Source organism: Pacificimonas pallii, from assembly GCF_019204005.1.
Lineage (GTDB): Bacteria > Pseudomonadota > Alphaproteobacteria > Sphingomonadales > Sphingomonadaceae > Pacificimonas > Pacificimonas pallii.
The window spans coordinates 45,271-62,238 of record NZ_JAGSPA010000001.1 but is presented as its reverse complement, the minus strand read 5'-3'; the positions used below and the strand labels follow the sequence as shown (position 1 = coordinate 62,238).

Annotated in this window: 22 protein-coding genes; 20 read left to right on the top strand and 2 right to left on the bottom strand. The window is 64.8% G+C overall.

Going from position 1 to position 16,968, the window contains the following annotated elements; genetic code table 11:
- The first annotated feature begins 110 nt into the window (after positions 1 to 110).
- Entirely contained in the window at positions 111 to 875 is a 765-nt protein-coding gene (locus KCG44_RS00340) for a sterol desaturase family protein (RefSeq protein WP_218444601.1), read from the top strand.
- 189 nt (positions 876 to 1,064) lie between these two features.
- Complete coding sequence (locus KCG44_RS00335) at positions 1,065 to 2,153, top strand: N-acetyltransferase (protein ID WP_369411905.1); 1,089 nt, start codon at positions 1,065 to 1,067, stop codon at positions 2,151 to 2,153.
- Between the two features lie 121 nt (positions 2,154 to 2,274).
- Here the strand turns inward: KCG44_RS00335 and KCG44_RS00330 are convergent, their stop codons facing one another.
- Positions 2,275 to 2,838: a helix-turn-helix domain-containing protein gene (locus KCG44_RS00330; RefSeq protein ID WP_218443492.1), complete on the bottom strand. Its 564-nt coding sequence runs from the start codon at positions 2,836 to 2,838 to the stop codon at positions 2,275 to 2,277.
- 92 nt (positions 2,839 to 2,930) lie between these two features.
- On the opposite strand from KCG44_RS00330, the gene KCG44_RS00325 reads away from it, so the two are divergent.
- Positions 2,931 to 3,641 carry a DUF6456 domain-containing protein gene (locus tag KCG44_RS00325; RefSeq protein WP_369411904.1) on the top strand — a complete coding sequence of 237 codons (711 nt, stop codon included), beginning with the start codon at positions 2,931 to 2,933 and terminating at the stop codon, positions 3,639 to 3,641.
- Between the two features lie 114 nt (positions 3,642 to 3,755).
- On the opposite strand, the gene KCG44_RS00320 is transcribed toward KCG44_RS00325, so the two are convergent.
- A complete protein-coding gene (locus tag KCG44_RS00320; protein WP_218443490.1) occupies positions 3,756 to 5,630 on the bottom strand; it encodes an ABC-F family ATP-binding cassette domain-containing protein in 1,875 nt (624 codons plus the stop codon).
- Between the two features lie 196 nt (positions 5,631 to 5,826).
- Here KCG44_RS00320 and KCG44_RS00315 point away from each other — a divergent pair, with 196 nt between their 5' ends.
- The 17 genes from KCG44_RS00315 (at position 5,827) to KCG44_RS00235 (ending at position 16,889) form a co-directional block, all read left to right on the top strand.
- Positions 5,827 to 6,357: a hypothetical protein gene (locus tag KCG44_RS00315; protein WP_218443489.1), complete on the top strand. Its 531-nt coding sequence runs from the start codon at positions 5,827 to 5,829 to the stop codon at positions 6,355 to 6,357.
- Positions 6,257 to 7,603, top strand: a complete 1,347-nt coding sequence (locus KCG44_RS00310; RefSeq protein ID WP_255536232.1) for a DNA-packaging protein — start codon at positions 6,257 to 6,259, stop codon at positions 7,601 to 7,603. Before KCG44_RS00315 ends, KCG44_RS00310 begins: the two co-directional genes overlap by 101 nt.
- Before the next feature lie 243 nt (positions 7,604 to 7,846).
- The gene (locus KCG44_RS00305; RefSeq protein ID WP_218443488.1) at positions 7,847 to 8,977 is read left to right on the top strand and encodes a phage portal protein; all 1,131 of its coding nucleotides are present in this window, start codon (positions 7,847 to 7,849) and stop codon (positions 8,975 to 8,977) included.
- A 76-nt stretch (positions 8,978 to 9,053) separates the two neighbouring features.
- On the top strand, positions 9,054 to 9,365 hold the full coding sequence (locus tag KCG44_RS00300; protein ID WP_218443487.1) for a DUF6127 family protein: 312 nt from the start codon (positions 9,054 to 9,056) through the stop codon (positions 9,363 to 9,365).
- Between the two features lie 103 nt (positions 9,366 to 9,468).
- Positions 9,469 to 9,903: an HK97 family phage prohead protease gene (locus KCG44_RS00295; RefSeq protein WP_218443485.1), complete on the top strand. Its 435-nt coding sequence runs from the start codon at positions 9,469 to 9,471 to the stop codon at positions 9,901 to 9,903.
- The gene (locus tag KCG44_RS00290; protein ID WP_218443484.1) at positions 9,900 to 11,036 is read left to right on the top strand and encodes a phage major capsid protein; all 1,137 of its coding nucleotides are present in this window, start codon (positions 9,900 to 9,902) and stop codon (positions 11,034 to 11,036) included. The genes KCG44_RS00295 and KCG44_RS00290 overlap by 4 nt, the downstream gene beginning before the upstream one ends.
- An 88-nt stretch (positions 11,037 to 11,124) precedes the next feature.
- Complete coding sequence (locus KCG44_RS00285) at positions 11,125 to 11,496, top strand: hypothetical protein (RefSeq protein ID WP_218443483.1); 372 nt, start codon at positions 11,125 to 11,127, stop codon at positions 11,494 to 11,496.
- Positions 11,493 to 13,634: a sialate O-acetylesterase gene (locus KCG44_RS00280; protein ID WP_218443482.1), complete on the top strand. Its 2,142-nt coding sequence runs from the start codon at positions 11,493 to 11,495 to the stop codon at positions 13,632 to 13,634. The genes KCG44_RS00285 and KCG44_RS00280 overlap by 4 nt, the downstream gene beginning before the upstream one ends.
- Before the next feature lie 26 nt (positions 13,635 to 13,660).
- Positions 13,661 to 13,942 (top strand): phage fiber-tail adaptor protein, encoded by a 282-nt coding sequence (locus tag KCG44_RS00275; RefSeq protein ID WP_218443481.1) that lies wholly within the window; start codon positions 13,661 to 13,663, stop codon positions 13,940 to 13,942.
- Positions 13,939 to 14,475: a head-tail connector protein gene (locus KCG44_RS00270; protein ID WP_218443479.1), complete on the top strand. Its 537-nt coding sequence runs from the start codon at positions 13,939 to 13,941 to the stop codon at positions 14,473 to 14,475. The genes KCG44_RS00275 and KCG44_RS00270 overlap by 4 nt, the downstream gene beginning before the upstream one ends.
- The gene (locus tag KCG44_RS00265) at positions 14,472 to 14,792 is read left to right on the top strand and encodes a phage head completion protein (protein ID WP_218443478.1); all 321 of its coding nucleotides are present in this window, start codon (positions 14,472 to 14,474) and stop codon (positions 14,790 to 14,792) included. Before KCG44_RS00270 ends, KCG44_RS00265 begins: the two co-directional genes overlap by 4 nt.
- Positions 14,789 to 15,016 carry a hypothetical protein gene (locus KCG44_RS00260; protein ID WP_218443477.1) on the top strand — a complete coding sequence of 76 codons (228 nt, stop codon included), beginning with the start codon at positions 14,789 to 14,791 and terminating at the stop codon, positions 15,014 to 15,016. Before KCG44_RS00265 ends, KCG44_RS00260 begins: the two co-directional genes overlap by 4 nt.
- Entirely contained in the window at positions 15,013 to 15,417 is a 405-nt protein-coding gene (locus KCG44_RS00255; protein ID WP_218443476.1) for a DUF3168 domain-containing protein, read from the top strand. The genes KCG44_RS00260 and KCG44_RS00255 overlap by 4 nt, the downstream gene beginning before the upstream one ends.
- 12 nt (positions 15,418 to 15,429) lie before the next feature.
- On the top strand, positions 15,430 to 15,837 hold the full coding sequence (locus tag KCG44_RS00250; RefSeq protein ID WP_218443475.1) for a phage tail tube protein: 408 nt from the start codon (positions 15,430 to 15,432) through the stop codon (positions 15,835 to 15,837).
- Positions 15,834 to 16,136 carry a gene transfer agent family protein gene (locus tag KCG44_RS00245; protein WP_218443474.1) on the top strand — a complete coding sequence of 101 codons (303 nt, stop codon included), beginning with the start codon at positions 15,834 to 15,836 and terminating at the stop codon, positions 16,134 to 16,136. The genes KCG44_RS00250 and KCG44_RS00245 overlap by 4 nt, the downstream gene beginning before the upstream one ends.
- Positions 16,133 to 16,327 (top strand): phage tail assembly chaperone, encoded by a 195-nt coding sequence (locus KCG44_RS00240; protein ID WP_218443473.1) that lies wholly within the window; start codon positions 16,133 to 16,135, stop codon positions 16,325 to 16,327. The genes KCG44_RS00245 and KCG44_RS00240 overlap by 4 nt, the downstream gene beginning before the upstream one ends.
- Positions 16,320 to 16,889 (top strand): tail tape measure protein, encoded by a 570-nt coding sequence (locus KCG44_RS00235; RefSeq protein WP_218443471.1) that lies wholly within the window; start codon positions 16,320 to 16,322, stop codon positions 16,887 to 16,889. The genes KCG44_RS00240 and KCG44_RS00235 overlap by 8 nt, the downstream gene beginning before the upstream one ends.
- Positions 16,890 to 16,968 lie beyond the last annotated feature (79 nt).

Sequence of the window (16,968 nt, the reverse complement as noted above, 5' to 3'; positions counted from 1 at the left end):
TCTTTGCCGCATTGCAGCACGATATTGCGTTTGAGGGACAATGAATCGCGTAATGAAGGTCTATATTCGTGGCTACAATTTCTAACATACTCAGCGGCTTACGCCTTGGCATGTGGGACAAATCGCACCATCTCGACAAGATGGATTTTCGCGGTTTGGTAAAAGCCTATTTCCAATATTATGCGATACAGGGCTATTTGCTGCTGGCCGCAGTCTCGATTGGTGCGGCCTTCATATATCCCCCCACCCTGTTTCAAGGCTTTGCGGCGGCTGGCATTGGTGTCGTCGCCTATCCGCTGGTCTGGTATCTGCTGCATCGGTTCGTGCTGCACGGAAAGTGGATGTACAAATCCCCGCTGACGGCGCGCACGTGGAAGCGTATTCATTTCGACCATCATCAGGACCCCAATCATCTGGAGGTGCTGTTCGGCGCGCTCTACACCACGCTGCCGGCGATCGCGGCGACGATGATCCCGATCGGTTATCTGATCGGCGGCGCCGGCGGGATTGCGGTGGCGATGGCGTCGGGTCTTCTGATGACCTGTTTTTACGAGTTTGTGCATTGCATTCAGCATCTTGCCTATAAACCGAAATATGAGTTTCTCAAAAAGATGAAAGCGCGGCACATGGCGCATCATTTTCACGACGAGACCGGCAATTTCGGCATTACAGACTTTAGCTGGGACAGGTTGTTCGGGACGTTTTACGAGCGCGCCGACCGCCCGGAGAAGAGCCCGACGGTGTTCAACCTCGGCTATGACGAAGACGAGGCGAAGCGCTATCCATGGGTCGCCGATCAGTCGGGCGGTACGGTCGAGAAGCCCGAGCGCCGCGCCAAGACGAAGCAGCGGATCGAGCAGGTCGAGGCCGCCTGAGCAGTCACAAGTTGACACGCAAAGCCGCTGGACGGCAATCGGGGTTCCGGACGGTCGTTCCTTATTGAAAATGACCGTCCGGAACCCTTTTTCTGGCTGGAGCCCGCCATCACTTCTGAAATCGCCGCCCCGAAGTCACAGCCTATCGTCATCCGCCGGGCCGAAAGCCGCGCGGATCGGAAGACTTTCGTGGATCTACCTTTTCGGCTGTATCGGAACGATCCGGCCTGGCGGCCGCCGCTGAAGTCAGAGGTCCACGCCCTGATCAATGGGCCGAAGACAAACCCCTGGTTCCTGCACGCGCGCGCCGCGTTCTGGATCGCGATGCGCGGTCAGGAGGTGGTGGGGCGGATCTCCGCGCAGGTCGATGATCTGGTGCTGCAGTATATGGGTGCGGGGACCGGACAATGGGGTATGTTCGAATGTATTGATGATCAGCGGGTCGCCGACGCCCTCCTGGCAACGGCGACGGAATGGCTGCGGGCGGCAGGTATGACGCGCATGCTGGGCCCGTTCAGCCTGTCCATCTGGGACGAACCCGGCCTGCTGGTGAAGGGGCACGAGATTCCGCCGACCGTCATGATGGGGCATCATCTGCCCTATTATGAAGCGTTGCTGGTCAATGCCGGTCACCGGCAGATCAAAGACCTGATGACCTATGAACTGCCCATCGCGGACGGCTTCTCTGAAACGGCCAATCGCATGGTGGCAATGGCGGAAAAAAACAAACGCCTGTCCGTGCGCAGGGTCGATAAGTCATGCTTCGATCAGGAGGCCGCGCTGATCCTCGACATTCTGAACGACGCCTGGTCGGCGAATTGGGGGTTCGTCCCGCTGACCGACGAGGAAGTGGCGCATGTCGGGAAAAAACTGAAGCCTATCGTTTACGAGGACCTGATCCGCATCTGCGAAGTGGACGGTCAGCCGGTCGCGTTCATGATGACCTTGCCCGATATTAACGAGTTGACGGCCGATCTGAACGGGTCGCTATTTCCGTTTGGCTGGGCCAAGCTTTTGTGGCGCCTGAGGAACCCGAAAGTATCGCGCATGCGCGTTCCCCTGATGGGCGTGAGAAAATCGCATCAGTCGGGGCGGATGGCAACGTTCATGGCGTTTCTGATGATTGAACTGATCCGCCGTGACGCGGTGGCGAAATATGACACCAGAGTAGGTGAGTTTGGCTGGGTGCTGGACGATAATCAGGGTATGACGGCCATCGCAGAGGCACTGGAAAGCCCCGTATCGAAAATATACCGGATTTACGAACGGACGATCTAGGGCGCGAAACGCCGGGGCGGGTGATCACCGGCGCGGCAGAATCGCCGAATATGTTGCGGACCGCGTGGTAAATCGCGCGCTTTGAGACATTGAGCGCGGCGCCGGGTTCCGGCGGCAGCATCTAAAGCGCGCGGATAAGGGTGCGGACCACAGCGATCCAGGGCACGTCCTGCAAAATGATCTGGCGCGCCCCGTGCTGCGGCGGCAGCAGGCTGAGTCGGGCACCAAACATGTCGACAAGACGCCCGAATGCATAACGGCCCGCACTGCGCGGGGCGAGAATGTCGCGATTGGCGGCCTCGTTGAAGCGGTCCGGGGCGAGCTTTTCCAGCCAGAGCTGGTCGCGAGGGCGATAATCCCCGTACGGATATTCGATTTCCATCCCAACGAGGTCGGTATTGGGCTGCGGCGGGGCGAAGTTCTTTCTTGCCTGCAATGGTTCCGCGCCGTCGCCCGTCAGACGGGCGGCGATGGGGATATCGGGGCGGTCGTCGAGCTTCACGAGATCCGCTGGCAGCACGCCAAGCGCCGCGGCGATACGGTTCAGCCAGTCGATGCTGACCGTGCGCGTGCCGGTTTCCAGGCGGCCAATCGTTTGCGGCGTCGTCGGGGGCGCACATGCGGCGGCCACATCGGCCAGCGTCATCTCTTTCCCTTTTCGGATTTCGCGTATACGGGTTATCATTATTATCTCTCCATCGCCTATTTGGTTCTTTCCTACACCCACGCGCTCATGGCAAGTTCTGTTTTCCACATGACGGAATCGGAGCGATATTGATGACAGAAGCGGTGCGACTGACGGGCGGTGAGCGCAAGGTGCTGGCGGAAATGGCGCGGGGGCGGGCGCTTGTGCGGGACGCGCGGAGCGGCTGGCGGGTGGGCACACGGGCGTGCCAGGTCGACCTGCTGGACCGGCTCAGACGACATGACCTGGTGGAAAGCGCAGGCGAAGGGTTCCGGATCAGCGGGCCGGGCATGGCGCATTTGCGGCGGCGGGCAACTCCCGATGCGCCAAACCGCATGCTGGAGGATGCGGCGGATCATGCGCGGACCAGGGATGCCGCGCGGGCAGGGGCGCGGCAGGTCAACCGGGCCGAGGAACCGCTGGCATGGCTGCATGCGCGCGGCAAGATCAGTGATCGTCAGTTCGAGGCCGGAGAACGGCTGCGCGGGGATTTCATGGCCGCCGGGCAGTCGCCGCGGGTCACGATGGCCTGGGACCCCGCGCCGGTCGCGCGCGGAAAGCGCGGCGCAGGCGGCTGGCAGGAAGCGGCCCTGTCACCCGGTGAGCGGCAGGTGGCGGCGAAAGAGAGGCTGGAAGGCGCACTGGCCGCGGCGGGTGCCGGACTGTCGGATGTTCTCACGCGGATCGTTTGTATGGGCGAGGGGCTGGAGACGGCGGAGCGGTCCATGGGCTGGCCGGCGCGATCGGGGAAGGTCGTGCTGTGCCTGGCGCTGGACCGGGCGGCGGCATTCTACCGGCTTTAGCGGGAAGTGGAACCGCGCGCCGCGGAAATGAGCGCGGGAACCGGCGTGATATTTTGCGATGGGATTTATATATTCGGGCGGGTGGGAGCGCCTGAAGCCCGGACGTCACCCAGGTCAGGCGCTGACCGCGTCCAGCTCGTCTGCCTTTTGCATCCAGACGGCTTCGGCGGCCTCCAGTGCCGTTTCGATCTGGCCGCGCTGCTTCATCAGGTCGGCGGTCGCGGTGCCATCTACCGTTATGGCGGGATCGAGGAGGGCGGTGTCGATCGCCTTGCGCTTCCTGGTCAGGCGCTCAACGTCTTTTTCCGCTTCGCGGATTTCGAGGCGGATGGCTTTTTCCAGATTGCGCTGCCGGGCGGCGGCCTTGCGGTCCTGCTTGCGGGCGGACGGCGTGGCGGTGGCCTGTTTCGCGTCCTCTCCCCTCGGCTGATTCCGGCCCAGGACGAAGTCGGTATAGTCATCGAGGCTGCCATCATAAGGCTGCGCGGTGCCATTATTGACGAGGATCAGGCGGTCGGCGGCGGCCTCAACCATATGACGGTCATGGCTGACGATGATGACCGCGCCATCATATTGGCCCAAGGCCTGGACGAGCGCTTCGCGCGTGTCGACGTCAAGATGGTTCGTCGGCTCATCGAGGATGAGCATGTGGGGTGCGTCGCGGGTGATGAGGGCGAGGGCGAGGCGGGCGCGTTCACCGCCCGACAGCGTCTCCACCTTCTGCAAGGCACGGTCGCCGGAAAAACCGAAGCGGCCAAGCTGCGCGCGGACGGCGCCGGGCTTTGCACCCTCCATCTGCCGGGTCATGTGCTCGAGCGGGGTGGCATCCACCTCAAGCTCCTCGACCTGATACTGCGTGAAATAACCGACGTTGAGCTTCGATGAGGCGCTGATCTCGCCCTTCATCGCGGGCAGCTGCGAAGCGAGCAGCCGCGCGAGCGTCGTCTTGCCATTGCCGTTCTGACCGAGAAGCGCGATGCGGTCATCGGGATCGATGCGCAGCCCAAGCCCGTCGAGAATAATCTTGTCGCCATAGCCGGTCGCGGCACCGTCCATCGTGATCAGCGGCGGTTTCAATTCGGCGGGCGATGGAAAATCGAAGCTGAGTGTCGGATCCTCGATGGCAGCGGCGACGGGCTTCATGCGCGCAAGGGCCTTCAGGCGGCTCTGCGCCTGTTTCGCGCTGTGCGCCTTGGTGCGCCAGCGGTCCACGAAAGCCTGAAGCTTATCGCGCTGTGCCTGCTGTTTGACGGCGGTGGCGGCCTGCTGCGCGAGGCGTTCGCGGCGCTGTTTCTCGAACGCATCATAGCCGCCGGTGTAAAGCGTCGGCTTGCCGCCCTCCAGATGGAGAATATGGCTGACGACGCGGTTCAGCAGATCGCGTTCATGGCTGATCACCACAACCGTGTGCGGGTAGGCCCGCAGGAAATCCTCCAGCCACAGCGTCGCCTCAAGGTCGAGGTGGTTCGAAGGCTCATCGAGCAGCAGCAGGTCGGGGCGGGTGAACAGCAGCCCGGCAAGGGCAACGCGCATTTTCCAGCCGCCGGAATAACTGTCGAGCGGCCGGCCCTGCATCTCCTCGTCAAAGCCGAGGCCGACGAGAATGCGGGCGGCGCGGGCCTCCGCTGTCCAGGCGTCGATGGCGAGCAGGCGTTCGTGGACCTCGCCAAGCTTTTCAGGGTCCGAATCGTCTTCGGCGGCGAGCAGAAGTTCCGCCCGCTCCGTATCGGCGGCGAGGACGGTTTCGAGCGGCGTGCCGGTGCCGTGCGGCGCCTCCTGCTGAAGATAGCCGATGCGGGCGCCGGTGGGCATGCCGAATTCGCCGTCATCGGGCTCGATCTCGCCCGTCATCACCTTCATGATCGTCGACTTGCCCGCGCCATTGCGGCCAATCAGGCCGACCTTGCCGCCGGGGGGGATGGCGGCAGAGGCGCGATCAATGATCGTGCGGCCGCCCAGGCGGACCGTGATGTTCTGAAGCGTAAGCATGCGCGCGCCTTTAGCAGGAGTTCCTGGAGAACAACATTGCTGATTGGTATAAAAATAACCTATAGCGCACTTTTCGTCTTGACCAGCGAACCGATGTTTTGTATAAGGAGGACACAGTGCGAATTTGTCCCCACGGGGATCAAGCGAAACGGGCGTTCCGGTGAGGGGCGCCTGTTTTCGTTTGGGAGGATATGTCATGCCGCGAGCCGGTCGGGATGCAGCACGGGCGCATCGGAAGCGGATCGAGGCGAAGCGGCGGAAGATCGAAGAGGCTGAGCTGGATGCGTATCTGGCGCAACTGGAGCGGGCGAGGGTCGGTGATCTGAAGCCTTACCACCATGGCGGTCAGCGGCGGGATGAGTACCGGGTGTTTCCCGATGGCGTGGTCATCCAGCTTTTGAAAGACATGGCGGCGCGGGATGTGATTGGCGATCCCCCCGGCGGGGATGGGGCGGGTGCCGCAAAAAGCGCGCAGGAGGACAATTCCTACGAAGCGCTGGTCGCGCTGCGGGCGGGGCAGGCAGAGGCGCATAGCGAGCTGGAACGGTATCTGATCGAGGCGGATATCCAGCGTGAACAGGCCCAGCGGAAGCAGGCCCTGCGGTGTGAAAGTGGGGTCGAGAAGAATGACCGATGTGACAGATCGGGCGCTGATGGCGCGGTTGAAGGCGCTGAATGTGATCGAGGCGCTGCAATTGGTGCGGATGCTGCGCCCGGAGGTCCGTGACCATCTGCTGACGAGCTGGCCCAGCTGGGCGCGGCGCGGTCAGCTATGGCCGGATGAGGTCAAGACGATATGGCTGATGCTGGCGGGACGCGGGTTCGGCAAGACGCGCGCGGGTGCCGAATGGGTGCGCAATGTCGCAGAGACGGTGTTTGGTGCCCGCATCGCGCTGGTCGGCGCGACGGCGGCGGACGTGCGCAGCGTGATGATCGAAGGCGCGTCCGGCCTGATGGCGCTGGGCGATCCCCGGTTTCGGCCGACTTTCTATCCCTCTCGCGGAGAGCTGAAATGGTCGCAGACAGGAGCGGTGGCAAAGGTCTACACCGCCGAGGCGCCCGATGGCCTGCGCGGACCGGAGCACCATGCTGCCTGGGGCGACGAATTCGCGAAATGGGCGCAGCCTGAGGAAACGCTGGCGAATCTGCGCATGGGCCTGCGGCTGGGCGATGAGCCGCGGCTGTTGCTGACGACGACGCCGAAACCGTCACGATTGCTGGCGGCACTGGTGGAGGATCCGGCGGTCGTCATTACGCGCGGGTCGACATTTGAGAATCATGCGCTGCCGGATGGTTTCATTGCCGCGATGCAGCGGGATTATGGCGGCACACAGCGCGGGCGGCAGGAGCTGGAGGGGGAGTTGCTGTCCGAACAGGAAGGCGCGCTGTGGACGCGCGCGATGCTGGAGGCGCTGCGTGTGCGTCAAGGGTCGGCAGAGCTACGGCGCGTGGTTGTCGGAGTTGACCCGCCTGCGGGCGGTGCGGGGCCGGAAGCGGCAATGTGCGGGATTGTGGTCGTCGGACTGGCAAGCGCCGGGCGTGACGGGCGTGACCGTGCCTATGTGCTGGCCGATATGTCGATTGGCGGCCAGTCGCCCGAAGGCTGGGCGCGGCAAGTGGTGCTGGCGGCGGAGCGCTGGGCCGCCGACCGGGTGATCGCGGAAGTGAACAATGGCGGCGACATGGTAACGGCGGTGCTGCGCGGCGTGGCACCGCATCTGCCGGTACGGCCCGTGCGCGCAAGCCGGGGCAAGGTCGCCCGCGCCGAGCCGGTCGCTGCGCTATATGAGGCTGGACAGGTGCATCATGTGGGGGCGATGCCAGAGCTGGAAGACCAGATGTGCGGCCTTTTGATGGGCGGAGATTATGCCGGCCCGGGTGGTTCGCCCGACCGGGCGGACGCGCTTGTCTGGGCGCTGACGGAATTGATGCTGGGCGCCAAGTCTGGTGTGCCGAAAGTTCACGCGCTCTAGAAAGTAAAAGGGGCGTGCATTCCCCCCAGAATGCACGCCCCTGATGCTGCCGACCGGGATGAGCGGCGGCGCATGACGAACTCGAGCTGATCCCCAGCAAGTACAATGCCAATTTCGCAAGTCGCTGAATATATTGGATTGCGCATTTTCGCGTTTCAGAAATTGTAAAATATTCCGACAGTTTTGCGTGGTTCACGACACCTTTGCTGCCGTGTCAGCGCAGCGGATATACAGGAGATAGCGATGTTTGACTGGCTGGCCCGCAAGGGCGAGGCGAATGCGCCTGCGCGCGTGCCGCTGGCGTTCCTGCAGGATGTGCGGGGGCGCGGGGCGGATGTGCCGCGATCCTATGAAGCACGTGTGTGGGCAGCGATGCATGAGAATCCCGTGGCCGCGCGGGCCTTGCGACTGGTGGCAGAAGCGGTGGGCGCCGCGCCGCTGGTGATCGAAGGCGGCGATGGCGACGTGTCCGCACTGCTGAGCGCGCCAAATCCGCGCGCGTCGGGAAGTGCGTTTCTGGAACGGCTGGCCGCGCATCTGGTGCTGCACGGCAATGCCTATGTCGAGGCGGCCGAAGGCGGCACCGGCAAGGCTGCGGAGCTTTACACATTGGCGCCAGAGCGGGTGCGGATCGAAACCGATGCACAGGGGTGGCCCGCGGCGTTTCTTTACCAGACCGGGACGAGTGAAGTCCGTCTATCGGCGCCGGTGGATGATGCGGCGGGTGTGCTGCACCTCCGGTCATTGTCGCCGTGCGATGATCTATATGGTCTCGGCGCGCTGGAGGCTGCGAGCGGCGCGGTTGCCGCGCATAATGAAGCGGCGCGGTGGAACCGGGCCTTGCTGGCAAACTCGGCGCGGCCTTCGGGAGCGCTGGTGTTCGAGCCGAAAGACGGCGGGCACGAATTGTCCGCAGAGCAGCTTTCGCGGCTGCGCGGCGAGCTGGATGAAGGCTTTGCGGGCGCGCGCCGGGCCGGGCGTCCGCTGCTGCTGGAAGGCGGATTGAAGTGGCAGGCAATGGCGATGTCGCCGGCGGATATGGACTTCGCAGCCGGGCAGGCAGCGGCTGCGCGGGACATTGCGCTGGCGCTGGGGGTGCCGCCGATGCTGCTGGGGCTGCCAGGCGACAATACCTATGCAAATTATGCAGAGGCGAACCGGGCCCTGTGGCGACTGACGGTGCTGCCGCTGGCCGGGCGGATTTGCGAGGCCTTGACGGAATGGCTGAAATTCTGGTGGGCGGATGCGGCGGTGCGCGTCGATCTGGACAAGGTTCATGCGCTGAGCGCGGACCGCGCCGAGATGTGGAAGCGGGTATCGGCGGCGGATTTCCTGACGGCGGATGAGAAGAAGCGAGTGCTGGGGATTGCGTGATGAAAACAGTTATCGCGCAGGCTCGCCCAGGGCATCGCAACCTTCCGCCTAACCCCTCCCTGGAAAGGAGGGGTGCGTGACGAATGACATGATCCTGGCAGGTCTGATTGCACAGGCGAATGCGAAGGGCTGCGATGTCGCGACGCTGCGCGCTCTGGTGGAAGAGGCGAGTGACGCAGGGGCATCGCGGGCGCTGACACGGGTCGGGCTTTCGGATCTGCGGGCGGGCGGTGATGTCCAGGAGCTGCGTCAGCTGCTGGCGGCGTGGCGGGATGCCAAGCGGTCTGCGGCGAAGGCCGTGCTCGGATGGATCGTGAAACTGGTGACGGTGGGGCTGCTGATCGGGCTGGCCTGGTCGCTGGGGCTGCGGGGGCTGGTTTCGAGTTAGCCGGTTAGACGGATACGCAGCGGTGCTGCGTGCGGCGCTGACGCGCCGCGACCCTCCCCTAGCCCCTCCCTTGAAGGGAGGGGAACAAGACAAAGGAAAATTTATGACTGATGCGGAGGGCGCGGTGCGTCTGGCCGGATATGCGGCTGTGTTCGACGTCCCTGACCGCGGGCGTGACGTCGTGCGTGCGGGAGCGTTTGGCGGGTTGAAGCTGCCGGTGCCGCTGCTGTGGCAACATGGTGCCGACCGGCCTGTCGGACGGGTCGTGAAGGCCGAGGAGGATGCACGGGGGCTGCGGGTCGTCTGCGAATTTGCGGATGGCAGTGCAGCGGCACGCGAGGCGGCAGCGCTGGTCAAGGCCGGCGCGCTGACAGGGCTTTCCTTTGGATATCGGACGAAGCGTGCGCGGCCTGACCGCGTGCGGGGCGTACGCGAACTGCTGGATGTGGAGCTGGTGGAAGTGTCGCTGGTGACTTTCCCCATGCAGCCGCTCGCAAGGGTGATCGGAGTGTTTGACGAAGAGAGGGTGAATGCATGATGGATTATGAAATGAAGGCGGATGAGGTCGAAGCGGCGTTCGAGGATGCCGCCGATGCCACCGAAATGGTGCAGGCGGACATTGCCGCGCTGAAGGACGAGATCAAGGGTCTGTCGGCGCAAATGATGGCGGTACGGCGTCCAGCGCTGGGTGTGAAGACCGAGGGACAGGACGGCAGTGAACGCAAGGCCTTTGCCGATGCGTATCTGCGCAAGGGGCATGAAAGCGCGCCGGAACTGAAATCGCTGTCGACGACGACGGGGCCCGAGGGCGGCTATGCCGTGCCAAAGGAACTGGACCGCATGATCGAGACGGTCATGAAGGAAGCGTCACCCATTCGCAGCATTGCGAATGTCGTGTCGGTGGGTTCGGGTGATTATCGCAAGCTGGCCGCGACGGGCGGGTTCCAGTCGGGCTGGGTGTCAGAAGACGCGCTGAGGCCGGAAACGGACAGCCCGGATTTCGTCGAGATCGCGCCGCCCATGGGCGAGCTTTATGCCAATCCGGCCGCCTCGCAGACGATGCTGGATGACGCGGCGTTCGATGTCGAAAGCTGGCTGGCGAGCGAGATTGGGCGGGAGTTCGCCTTTGCCGAGGGCGCGGCCTTTGTCAGCGGCGATGGTTCGGACATGCCGAAGGGCTTTCTGGACTATGCCACCTCTGCACTGCCGGATGCGGTGCGTACCTTTGGAACATTGCAGCATATCGATACGGGCGTGAACGGCGCGCTGGCCGATGGTGATGCGCTGATCGATCTGGTGCACAGCCTGAAGGCGGCGCACCGGCAGGGCGCGGCATTCGTGATGAATTCCGCCACGCTGTCGTCGGTTCGCAAGCTGAAGGATGGCGACGGGAATTTCCTGTGGCGTCCGGGCCTGGAGAGCGGCGCAATGGCGACGCTGCTCGGCTATCCGGTGGTCGAGGCGGAAGCCATGCCGGACCTGGCGACGGGTTCGCTGTCGATTGCCTTTGGCAATTTCAAGGCGGGCTATGTGATTGCCGAGCGGACCGCGACGCGGATCCTGCGCGATCCCTATTCGAACAAGCCGTTCGTACACTTCTACGCGACGAAGCGCGTAGGCGGTGCCGTCGTGAATTCCGAAGCGATCAAGCTGCTGCGCTTCTCCGCCTAGCGGCGCGAGGGAGGCGGGTGCCGGGGCCGGGAGCGAGGGCCGGTTCCGGCGCCCCTTTTTCCATTCAGGATCATGAGGAGAGTGAGCGATGGCGTTCATCATCGATGACGGCGTGCTGGATGCTGCGCTGGCGGAGCTGGCAGAGGCGACGGCGCTGGTCGCGCTGTCAGGAATGCCGGCGGACTATGCCGAGGCGGATGCCGGGCGGCTGGCGGCGGCGGCGCTCTCGGGCGCGGATTTCGGAATCGGCGCAGGCGTCGATGGCCGCCGCCGTGTCACGATTGCTGCAAAAGCGGACGTGAACGCACTGGCGGGCGGGACGGCCGACCATGTTGCGCTATTGGATGAAGGCAGTGGCAGGTTGCTATTTGCGGCGGATTGTCCGGCGGCGGCGATCAGCAATGGCGGCAAGGTGGATTTTGCCGCGTGGGAGATTGAGCTGGGCGGTGCCGCCGCATGACGATCACCATTCATAATGTCGTCCACGGTAACGCTGAGGTTACCAGCTATAATCCCGCCGATGTTGCGGGTGCCGTGCTGGTCGTCTGCGGCGGGCACTACAAGAATGTGGACGGCGGCGTCACGGGCGCGACTGTCGACGGCAGTACGATTTTCGTGGCTGGCGTCGCCAAGAATGATAGCGCGTCGCAGGTCACTGCGGGCATTTTCTATCTGCCTTCGCCGGGCACCAGCGCGGTCGATGTGTCGATCCTGCGCGGGAATACGAGTGGATCGCGGCCATGCTTTACGATCCTTACGCTGGGCGGCGTCGATGTGGACGCACTGGGCGGCGGGGTGCCGTTTGCGACGGCGGTGAGCAATCCCGGCGATAGCGGCACGGAACTGACCACAGCGCTGACCGGGCTGGCCGAAGACAGCAAGACGCTGTCCTTTTATGTCCAGTTTGACGACGATGAAGACCCGCAGCCGATGGACGGTCAGCAGGTTCTGGCGGCGGACCGGGTCTATACCATGGATTACCGTGTCGGTGCCGCGGATGTCGGTGCAGGCGGTGACGCGCAGCAGGGCTGGTCGCCAATCCGTGTCGCACGAGCCGCGATGGCTATGACCGCGTTTCCAGTGGCGGCCGCGCCGCCCGCCGACCAGATCAATGTGGCGAATGAGACGGCAACCGGCACCATCGTGCGCTCCGACCCTGTCACGCGGCGGGGGACGGTTGCCCTGGCAGGCAGCTATGTCGGCAATCCGCCGGCGATCGAATACAGGCTGGTCGACGATGACGATGGCAATGGCGGGCCCGGCGGCGCGGCGCTTGCCGGACATGACTGGCAGGTACTAGTAGCCGCGCCGACAGGGGGCACGTTCAGCGCGAATGTGTCCAATGTGCCCGAAGGCGGCGGGCGGGCAATTGCCGGGACATACCGGGCGGAAGTGCGCTTTTCGAACGATATCAGCGTCACAGGGACAACGGGCGGCTTTGGGGTGGGGCCTGTTCTGGCGCTGGCCGGTCAGTCGAACATGCAGCGCTGGACAGGAACCTATGGCGATCCGCCCGCCCTGACGGTGCTGGGCGGGCTGAAGCAGAATGGCAGTGCATCCGCCGCGGATCCGGTGGTGGGGAACGGCGCGATTGCGTTCGTGAACGCCTTCACGAAAGCGACGGGCATGCCGCTGACCCTGATGCCAAGAGCCGTGGCGGGAACCGCGATCTCCGCTTGGAATGGCGATGATCCGGCTGATCCCGCGCCGAATTACAACCAGCTGCGTGTCTTCGGCGGCAATGCCGGGATCATCGGCGTGCTGTGGAACCAGGGCGAAGCGGACGACGAGCTGGGCGGGCCTGCGTACCGGACTGCGCTGGCCAATCTGGGGCGGAACCTGCGGCGCGATCTGGGTCGTGCGGACGTGAGGCTGATCGCGGTACCGGTGCTGTACCCGTCAAACGCGGGCAAGGACAAAAGCGGGCTGCGCGCGGTGCGGCAGGCGCAATATGAATTCATCGCCGACGATCCGCAGAATTTCGTGACGGCACACAGCCCGGACCTGACCGCGAACATGATCGACGGGCTGCATCTGGATGGGCCTGGCTACGCAGTCATGGGGACGCGCGCGGGTCTGGCGGTGGCAAATATTCTGGGCGGCGCGGGGGTTGTCGATGCGGGACCTGAAATCGCCGCGACATCGAGAATCAGCACAACGCAGACGGATGTGACCTTTGCACATGCCGCTGGCTCGGCGCTGTCGCCTGCTGGCGGGGCCACGGGCTTTGGCGTTTCCGTGGACGGTTTTGCGTCAGTACTGGCGATCAGTGACGTCACGGTGACGGACGGCGATACGGTAAGGCTGACGCATGCGGCGGCAGGAGCGGGCGTCCGCAGCGTGCGCTATATGGCGGGGGCGCCCGATCCCAATGCCGCGCTGGTCGATGATGCCGGGTTCGCGGCCGAACCTGAATATGTCGGTGTGTCGGAAGCGGCCGTGCCGGTCGCGGCGATCGCGCCAGCCTCTTTGCGCATGAGCATCGCGACACGCGGCGCGCGCGTGGCGGCACGGGGAACGGGCCTGCCGCGAAGCCGGACGGGCCGTGTGCTGCGGCCTGAGCGGGACCGCCGGACATTGCGAATTTTCGGCAGCTGAATTTTTCGAAAATCGGGAGCGAGTTTATGGGCTTTTACCTGAAAAGTCCGGCGTCGGAGATCGACTATGCGGTCGACTGGAGCGCGGGATATCTGGACGGAGAAACGGTCACCGCGAGTGCGTGGCGTATCGAGCCGGAGGAGCCGGACGGACTGGTCGTGGGCGTGACCGTGACGGGACCGCAGCGCACGGCAGCGACCCTTATGGGCGGCTGTGAGGGGCATGTGTACCGCGTGGCGAACGACGTCACGCTGTCGGATGGGCGGCGGGATACGCGCACGCTGACGATCAGGATTGAAGAGCGATGAGCGGCGCGGGGAATGCGGCGGCGGCTGTCAGCCTGAACGAAGTCAAAGCCTATCTGCGCGTGGAGACGATCGCGGACGACGCGTTGATCGCCGGGCTGCTGCGGACGGCGACGAACCTGTGCGAGCAGTTTACCGGGCAGGTGGCGCTGGCGAGTGAACGGACAGAGCAGGTGCCCGCCGATGGCTGTTGGCACCGCATTGCGGCGACGCCGATGAAGCGGCTGGTCACCGGTGTGTCGATTGACGCCGCGGGTACGGAGACGCCGCTGCCTGTCGAGGAGATTGAAACGCAGATTGATTTCTGCGGCGATGGCTGGGTGCGGGTTGCCCCGGATACGGAGCGCGTCAGGGCGCGGCTGACCATCGAGGCGGGACTGGCCGCAGACTGGAACGACCTGCCCGAGGCGGTGCGGCAGGGGATTATCCGGCTGGTCGCGCATCTTTATGCGCATCGCGACGGTGCGGATGATGCGGGCCCGCCCGCGGCCATCGCGGCGCTGTGGCGTCCGTGGCGCCGGATGCGCCTGTCATGAGCGACGAGCTGGCGGGCGCGATGCGGGAGCGGGTGACGCATTTGCTGCCGGGTGACCGGGACGCGGCGGGCGCACCGACCGCTTTTGTCGAGGGAGAAGAGCTGTGGGCGGCGATCGTTCCTGAACGACCGCGCATTGGCGTTCGGGGCGAACGTCGCGCGCAGGCGGAGAGATGGAAAGTCACCCTGCGCGCCGGTGCGGGCGTGCACGTCGGGGACCGACTGCATTGGCGGGATGCCGCGTATGATGTGGTGAGCGTCATAGCGGATCCGCGCCTTATGGAGCGCCAGGACCTGCTGATGGAGCGGCTGTCATGATCGGCGCAGGACCGGTTCTTGCGCCCCTGCTGGACGTCGGAAAGCGCCGGGCGCAACGGGCCAAAGCCGATATCGCGCGCAGGATCGCCGTGCGGTTGGGAGAAGGCGGCATTGGTGCCGCCGCCGAATATGATGAGGTCAGGGTGACGGCATCGCGGGAGGCTGCGCAGCGCGACGGGCGGCTGCGGTGGCTGGCGGCGTGGGCAAAGGAGGCGCTGCGATGATCGGTGGATATGAGTTGCAGGTCGCCGTGCGGCGGGCACTGTCGGAAAGTGCGGCGCTGACGGACTGGACAGTCGTGGACGGGCCGACCGCAAATGAGACCGCGCCCTATATTTCCATCGGACCCGACCTGATCCTGGAGGCGGGCGGTAAGGCGGCGGCGCTGCGGCGGCACAGATTTACGGTGACGCTGTGGGCGCGGGGCAGTGCGGTTTCGCCGGTGAAGGCCGCGATGGCGGCGGCGGAAAGCGCGGTGCTTGGACTTTCCGCCGATCTCGGTTTGGCGCGTGTGGTGGCACTGCGCTTTCTGCGCGGGTTCACGCGGCGCGCGCCGAATGACGGCATGCTGCGGGGCGAGCTTGAGTTCGAGGCGCTGCTGGAACCCACCGAAGCAATCAATTGAGGAGACAAAATCATGGGTGCTGAAAAGGGAAGCGCGTTTCTGCTGCGACTGTCGGACGGGGGCGATCCCATCAGTTTCGAGACGGTCGCGGGGCTGAGGACGACGCAGATGTCGATAGCCACGGATGCCGTGGTGACCACCAATAAGGGTTCCGGCGGCTGGCGGGAGATATTGTCGGAAGCGGGGACACGGGCGATCAGCGTATCGGGGGCGGGCGTCTTCAATGGCTCGGCCGCCGAGGGGCGGTTAAAGGCGCATGCCCTGGGCGGCATGGTCGCGGATTATCAGCTGTCATTCGAAAGCGGAGAGACGGTGACGGGCCCGTTTCTGGTCACGCGGCTGGACTATGCCGGGGATTTTGGCGGCGAGCGCACCTACACGCTGAGCCTGGAAAGCGCCGGACCGGTGGTCGCGGCATGACGCCAAATCCGGTGCGCGGCGAGGCGCTGCTGGAACTGGGCGGGACGGATGTCCTGTTACGACCGAGTTTTTCCGCGCTTTGTGCGGCGGAGGCGGAACTGGGGCCGCTATTCGGCCTGGTCGAACGGGCCGCGGCGGGGGAATTGAGGCTGACCGAAATGGCAGCGCTGTTCTGGCATTGCTCCTGCGGGTTCGCAGAGGATCGTGACCGGTTTTCGGAAGCCCTGATCGAGGGCGGGCTGGCCGGTGCGACGCCTGCGCTGAAGGCGCTGCTGACGCAGATCCTGGCAGGGCGATGACGCAATTTCAAAAAAGCGCCCGGACGGCGTGCGGCCTGGCCTGCGGGCGGCTGGGCTGGTCGCCGTCCGCGTTTTGGGAGGCGACGCCGACGGACCTGATCCTGGCGCTGGAGGGGGTGCTGCCGCGCGAGGATGAGCGGCCGGTGACCATGAGCGAAATGCGGGCACTGATGGAGGCCGGGAATGGATGAGGAACTGGACGTACTTGTCCTGAAAGTCAGGGCTGACACCCAGGGCTTTGCGCAGGATATCGAGACGATGCGCGGGTCGCTGGAAGGGCCGCTTTCCGCCGGCGCGGACCGTGCCGGACGCGTGATGGAGCGGTCATTATCGCGTTTCATCCAGACCGGAAAGTTCGGGTTTGAAGATCTGAAACGGACAGCGCTGGGCGTGCTGGACGCGATCCTGCAGGCGCAGCTGAAGGCGTCGGGCGGCTTTGGCGGCGGTTCCGGCGGCGGCGGGCTGTCCGGCCTGTTGTCGAGCGTGGTGCTCGCCTTTGCGGGTGCCCCCGGGCGTGCGACGGGCGGACCGGTCGCGCCGGGCCAAGCCTATATGGTGGGCGAGCGCGGGCCGGAGCTGTTCGTACCGACGGCGAGTGGCCGGATCGAAACCGGAATGGCCGCCGGAACGGGGCGGGGGCCGGTGACGATCAACGTCAACGTAACGGGCGGCGCGGCTCAGTCACCCGAGCTGATGGCGAAAAGCGGCCGGCAGGTCGCGCGCGCGGTGCAGCGGGCGTTGAGCCGGGCATAGGAAGCGGGAGCGCTGGCGCGCGTAGGCTTTGTGCCCGCTCGCGCCCATATCCCGCCGCTGCCCCTGCCTATCGGGAAGG

What these genes read in the sequence shown, in the direction of transcription:
- KCG44_RS00340 (WP_218444601.1), top strand. Translation starts at nt 111, where the DNA reads ATGTGGGACAAATCGCACCATCTCGACAAGATGGATTTTCGCGGTTTG.
- KCG44_RS00330 (WP_218443492.1), bottom strand. Translation starts at nt 2,838, where the DNA reads ATGATAACCCGTATACGCGAAATCCGAAAAGGGAAAGAGATGACGCTG.
- KCG44_RS00325 (WP_369411904.1), top strand. Translation starts at nt 2,931, where the DNA reads ATGACAGAAGCGGTGCGACTGACGGGCGGTGAGCGCAAGGTGCTGGCG.
- KCG44_RS00320 (WP_218443490.1), bottom strand. Translation starts at nt 5,630, where the DNA reads ATGCTTACGCTTCAGAACATCACGGTCCGCCTGGGCGGCCGCACGATC.
- KCG44_RS00315 (WP_218443489.1), top strand. Translation starts at nt 5,827, where the DNA reads ATGCCGCGAGCCGGTCGGGATGCAGCACGGGCGCATCGGAAGCGGATC.
- KCG44_RS00310 (WP_255536232.1), top strand. Translation starts at nt 6,257, where the DNA reads ATGACCGATGTGACAGATCGGGCGCTGATGGCGCGGTTGAAGGCGCTG.
- KCG44_RS00305 (WP_218443488.1), top strand. Translation starts at nt 7,847, where the DNA reads ATGTTTGACTGGCTGGCCCGCAAGGGCGAGGCGAATGCGCCTGCGCGC.
- KCG44_RS00295 (WP_218443485.1), top strand. Translation starts at nt 9,469, where the DNA reads ATGACTGATGCGGAGGGCGCGGTGCGTCTGGCCGGATATGCGGCTGTG.
- KCG44_RS00290 (WP_218443484.1), top strand. Translation starts at nt 9,900, where the DNA reads ATGATGGATTATGAAATGAAGGCGGATGAGGTCGAAGCGGCGTTCGAG.
- KCG44_RS00285 (WP_218443483.1), top strand. Translation starts at nt 11,125, where the DNA reads ATGGCGTTCATCATCGATGACGGCGTGCTGGATGCTGCGCTGGCGGAG.
- KCG44_RS00280 (WP_218443482.1), top strand. Translation starts at nt 11,493, where the DNA reads ATGACGATCACCATTCATAATGTCGTCCACGGTAACGCTGAGGTTACC.
- KCG44_RS00275 (WP_218443481.1), top strand. Translation starts at nt 13,661, where the DNA reads ATGGGCTTTTACCTGAAAAGTCCGGCGTCGGAGATCGACTATGCGGTC.
- KCG44_RS00270 (WP_218443479.1), top strand. Translation starts at nt 13,939, where the DNA reads ATGAGCGGCGCGGGGAATGCGGCGGCGGCTGTCAGCCTGAACGAAGTC.
- KCG44_RS00265 (WP_218443478.1), top strand. Translation starts at nt 14,472, where the DNA reads ATGAGCGACGAGCTGGCGGGCGCGATGCGGGAGCGGGTGACGCATTTG.
- KCG44_RS00260 (WP_218443477.1), top strand. Translation starts at nt 14,789, where the DNA reads ATGATCGGCGCAGGACCGGTTCTTGCGCCCCTGCTGGACGTCGGAAAG.
- KCG44_RS00255 (WP_218443476.1), top strand. Translation starts at nt 15,013, where the DNA reads ATGATCGGTGGATATGAGTTGCAGGTCGCCGTGCGGCGGGCACTGTCG.
- KCG44_RS00250 (WP_218443475.1), top strand. Translation starts at nt 15,430, where the DNA reads ATGGGTGCTGAAAAGGGAAGCGCGTTTCTGCTGCGACTGTCGGACGGG.
- KCG44_RS00245 (WP_218443474.1), top strand. Translation starts at nt 15,834, where the DNA reads ATGACGCCAAATCCGGTGCGCGGCGAGGCGCTGCTGGAACTGGGCGGG.
- KCG44_RS00240 (WP_218443473.1), top strand. Translation starts at nt 16,133, where the DNA reads ATGACGCAATTTCAAAAAAGCGCCCGGACGGCGTGCGGCCTGGCCTGC.
- KCG44_RS00235 (WP_218443471.1), top strand. Translation starts at nt 16,320, where the DNA reads ATGGATGAGGAACTGGACGTACTTGTCCTGAAAGTCAGGGCTGACACC.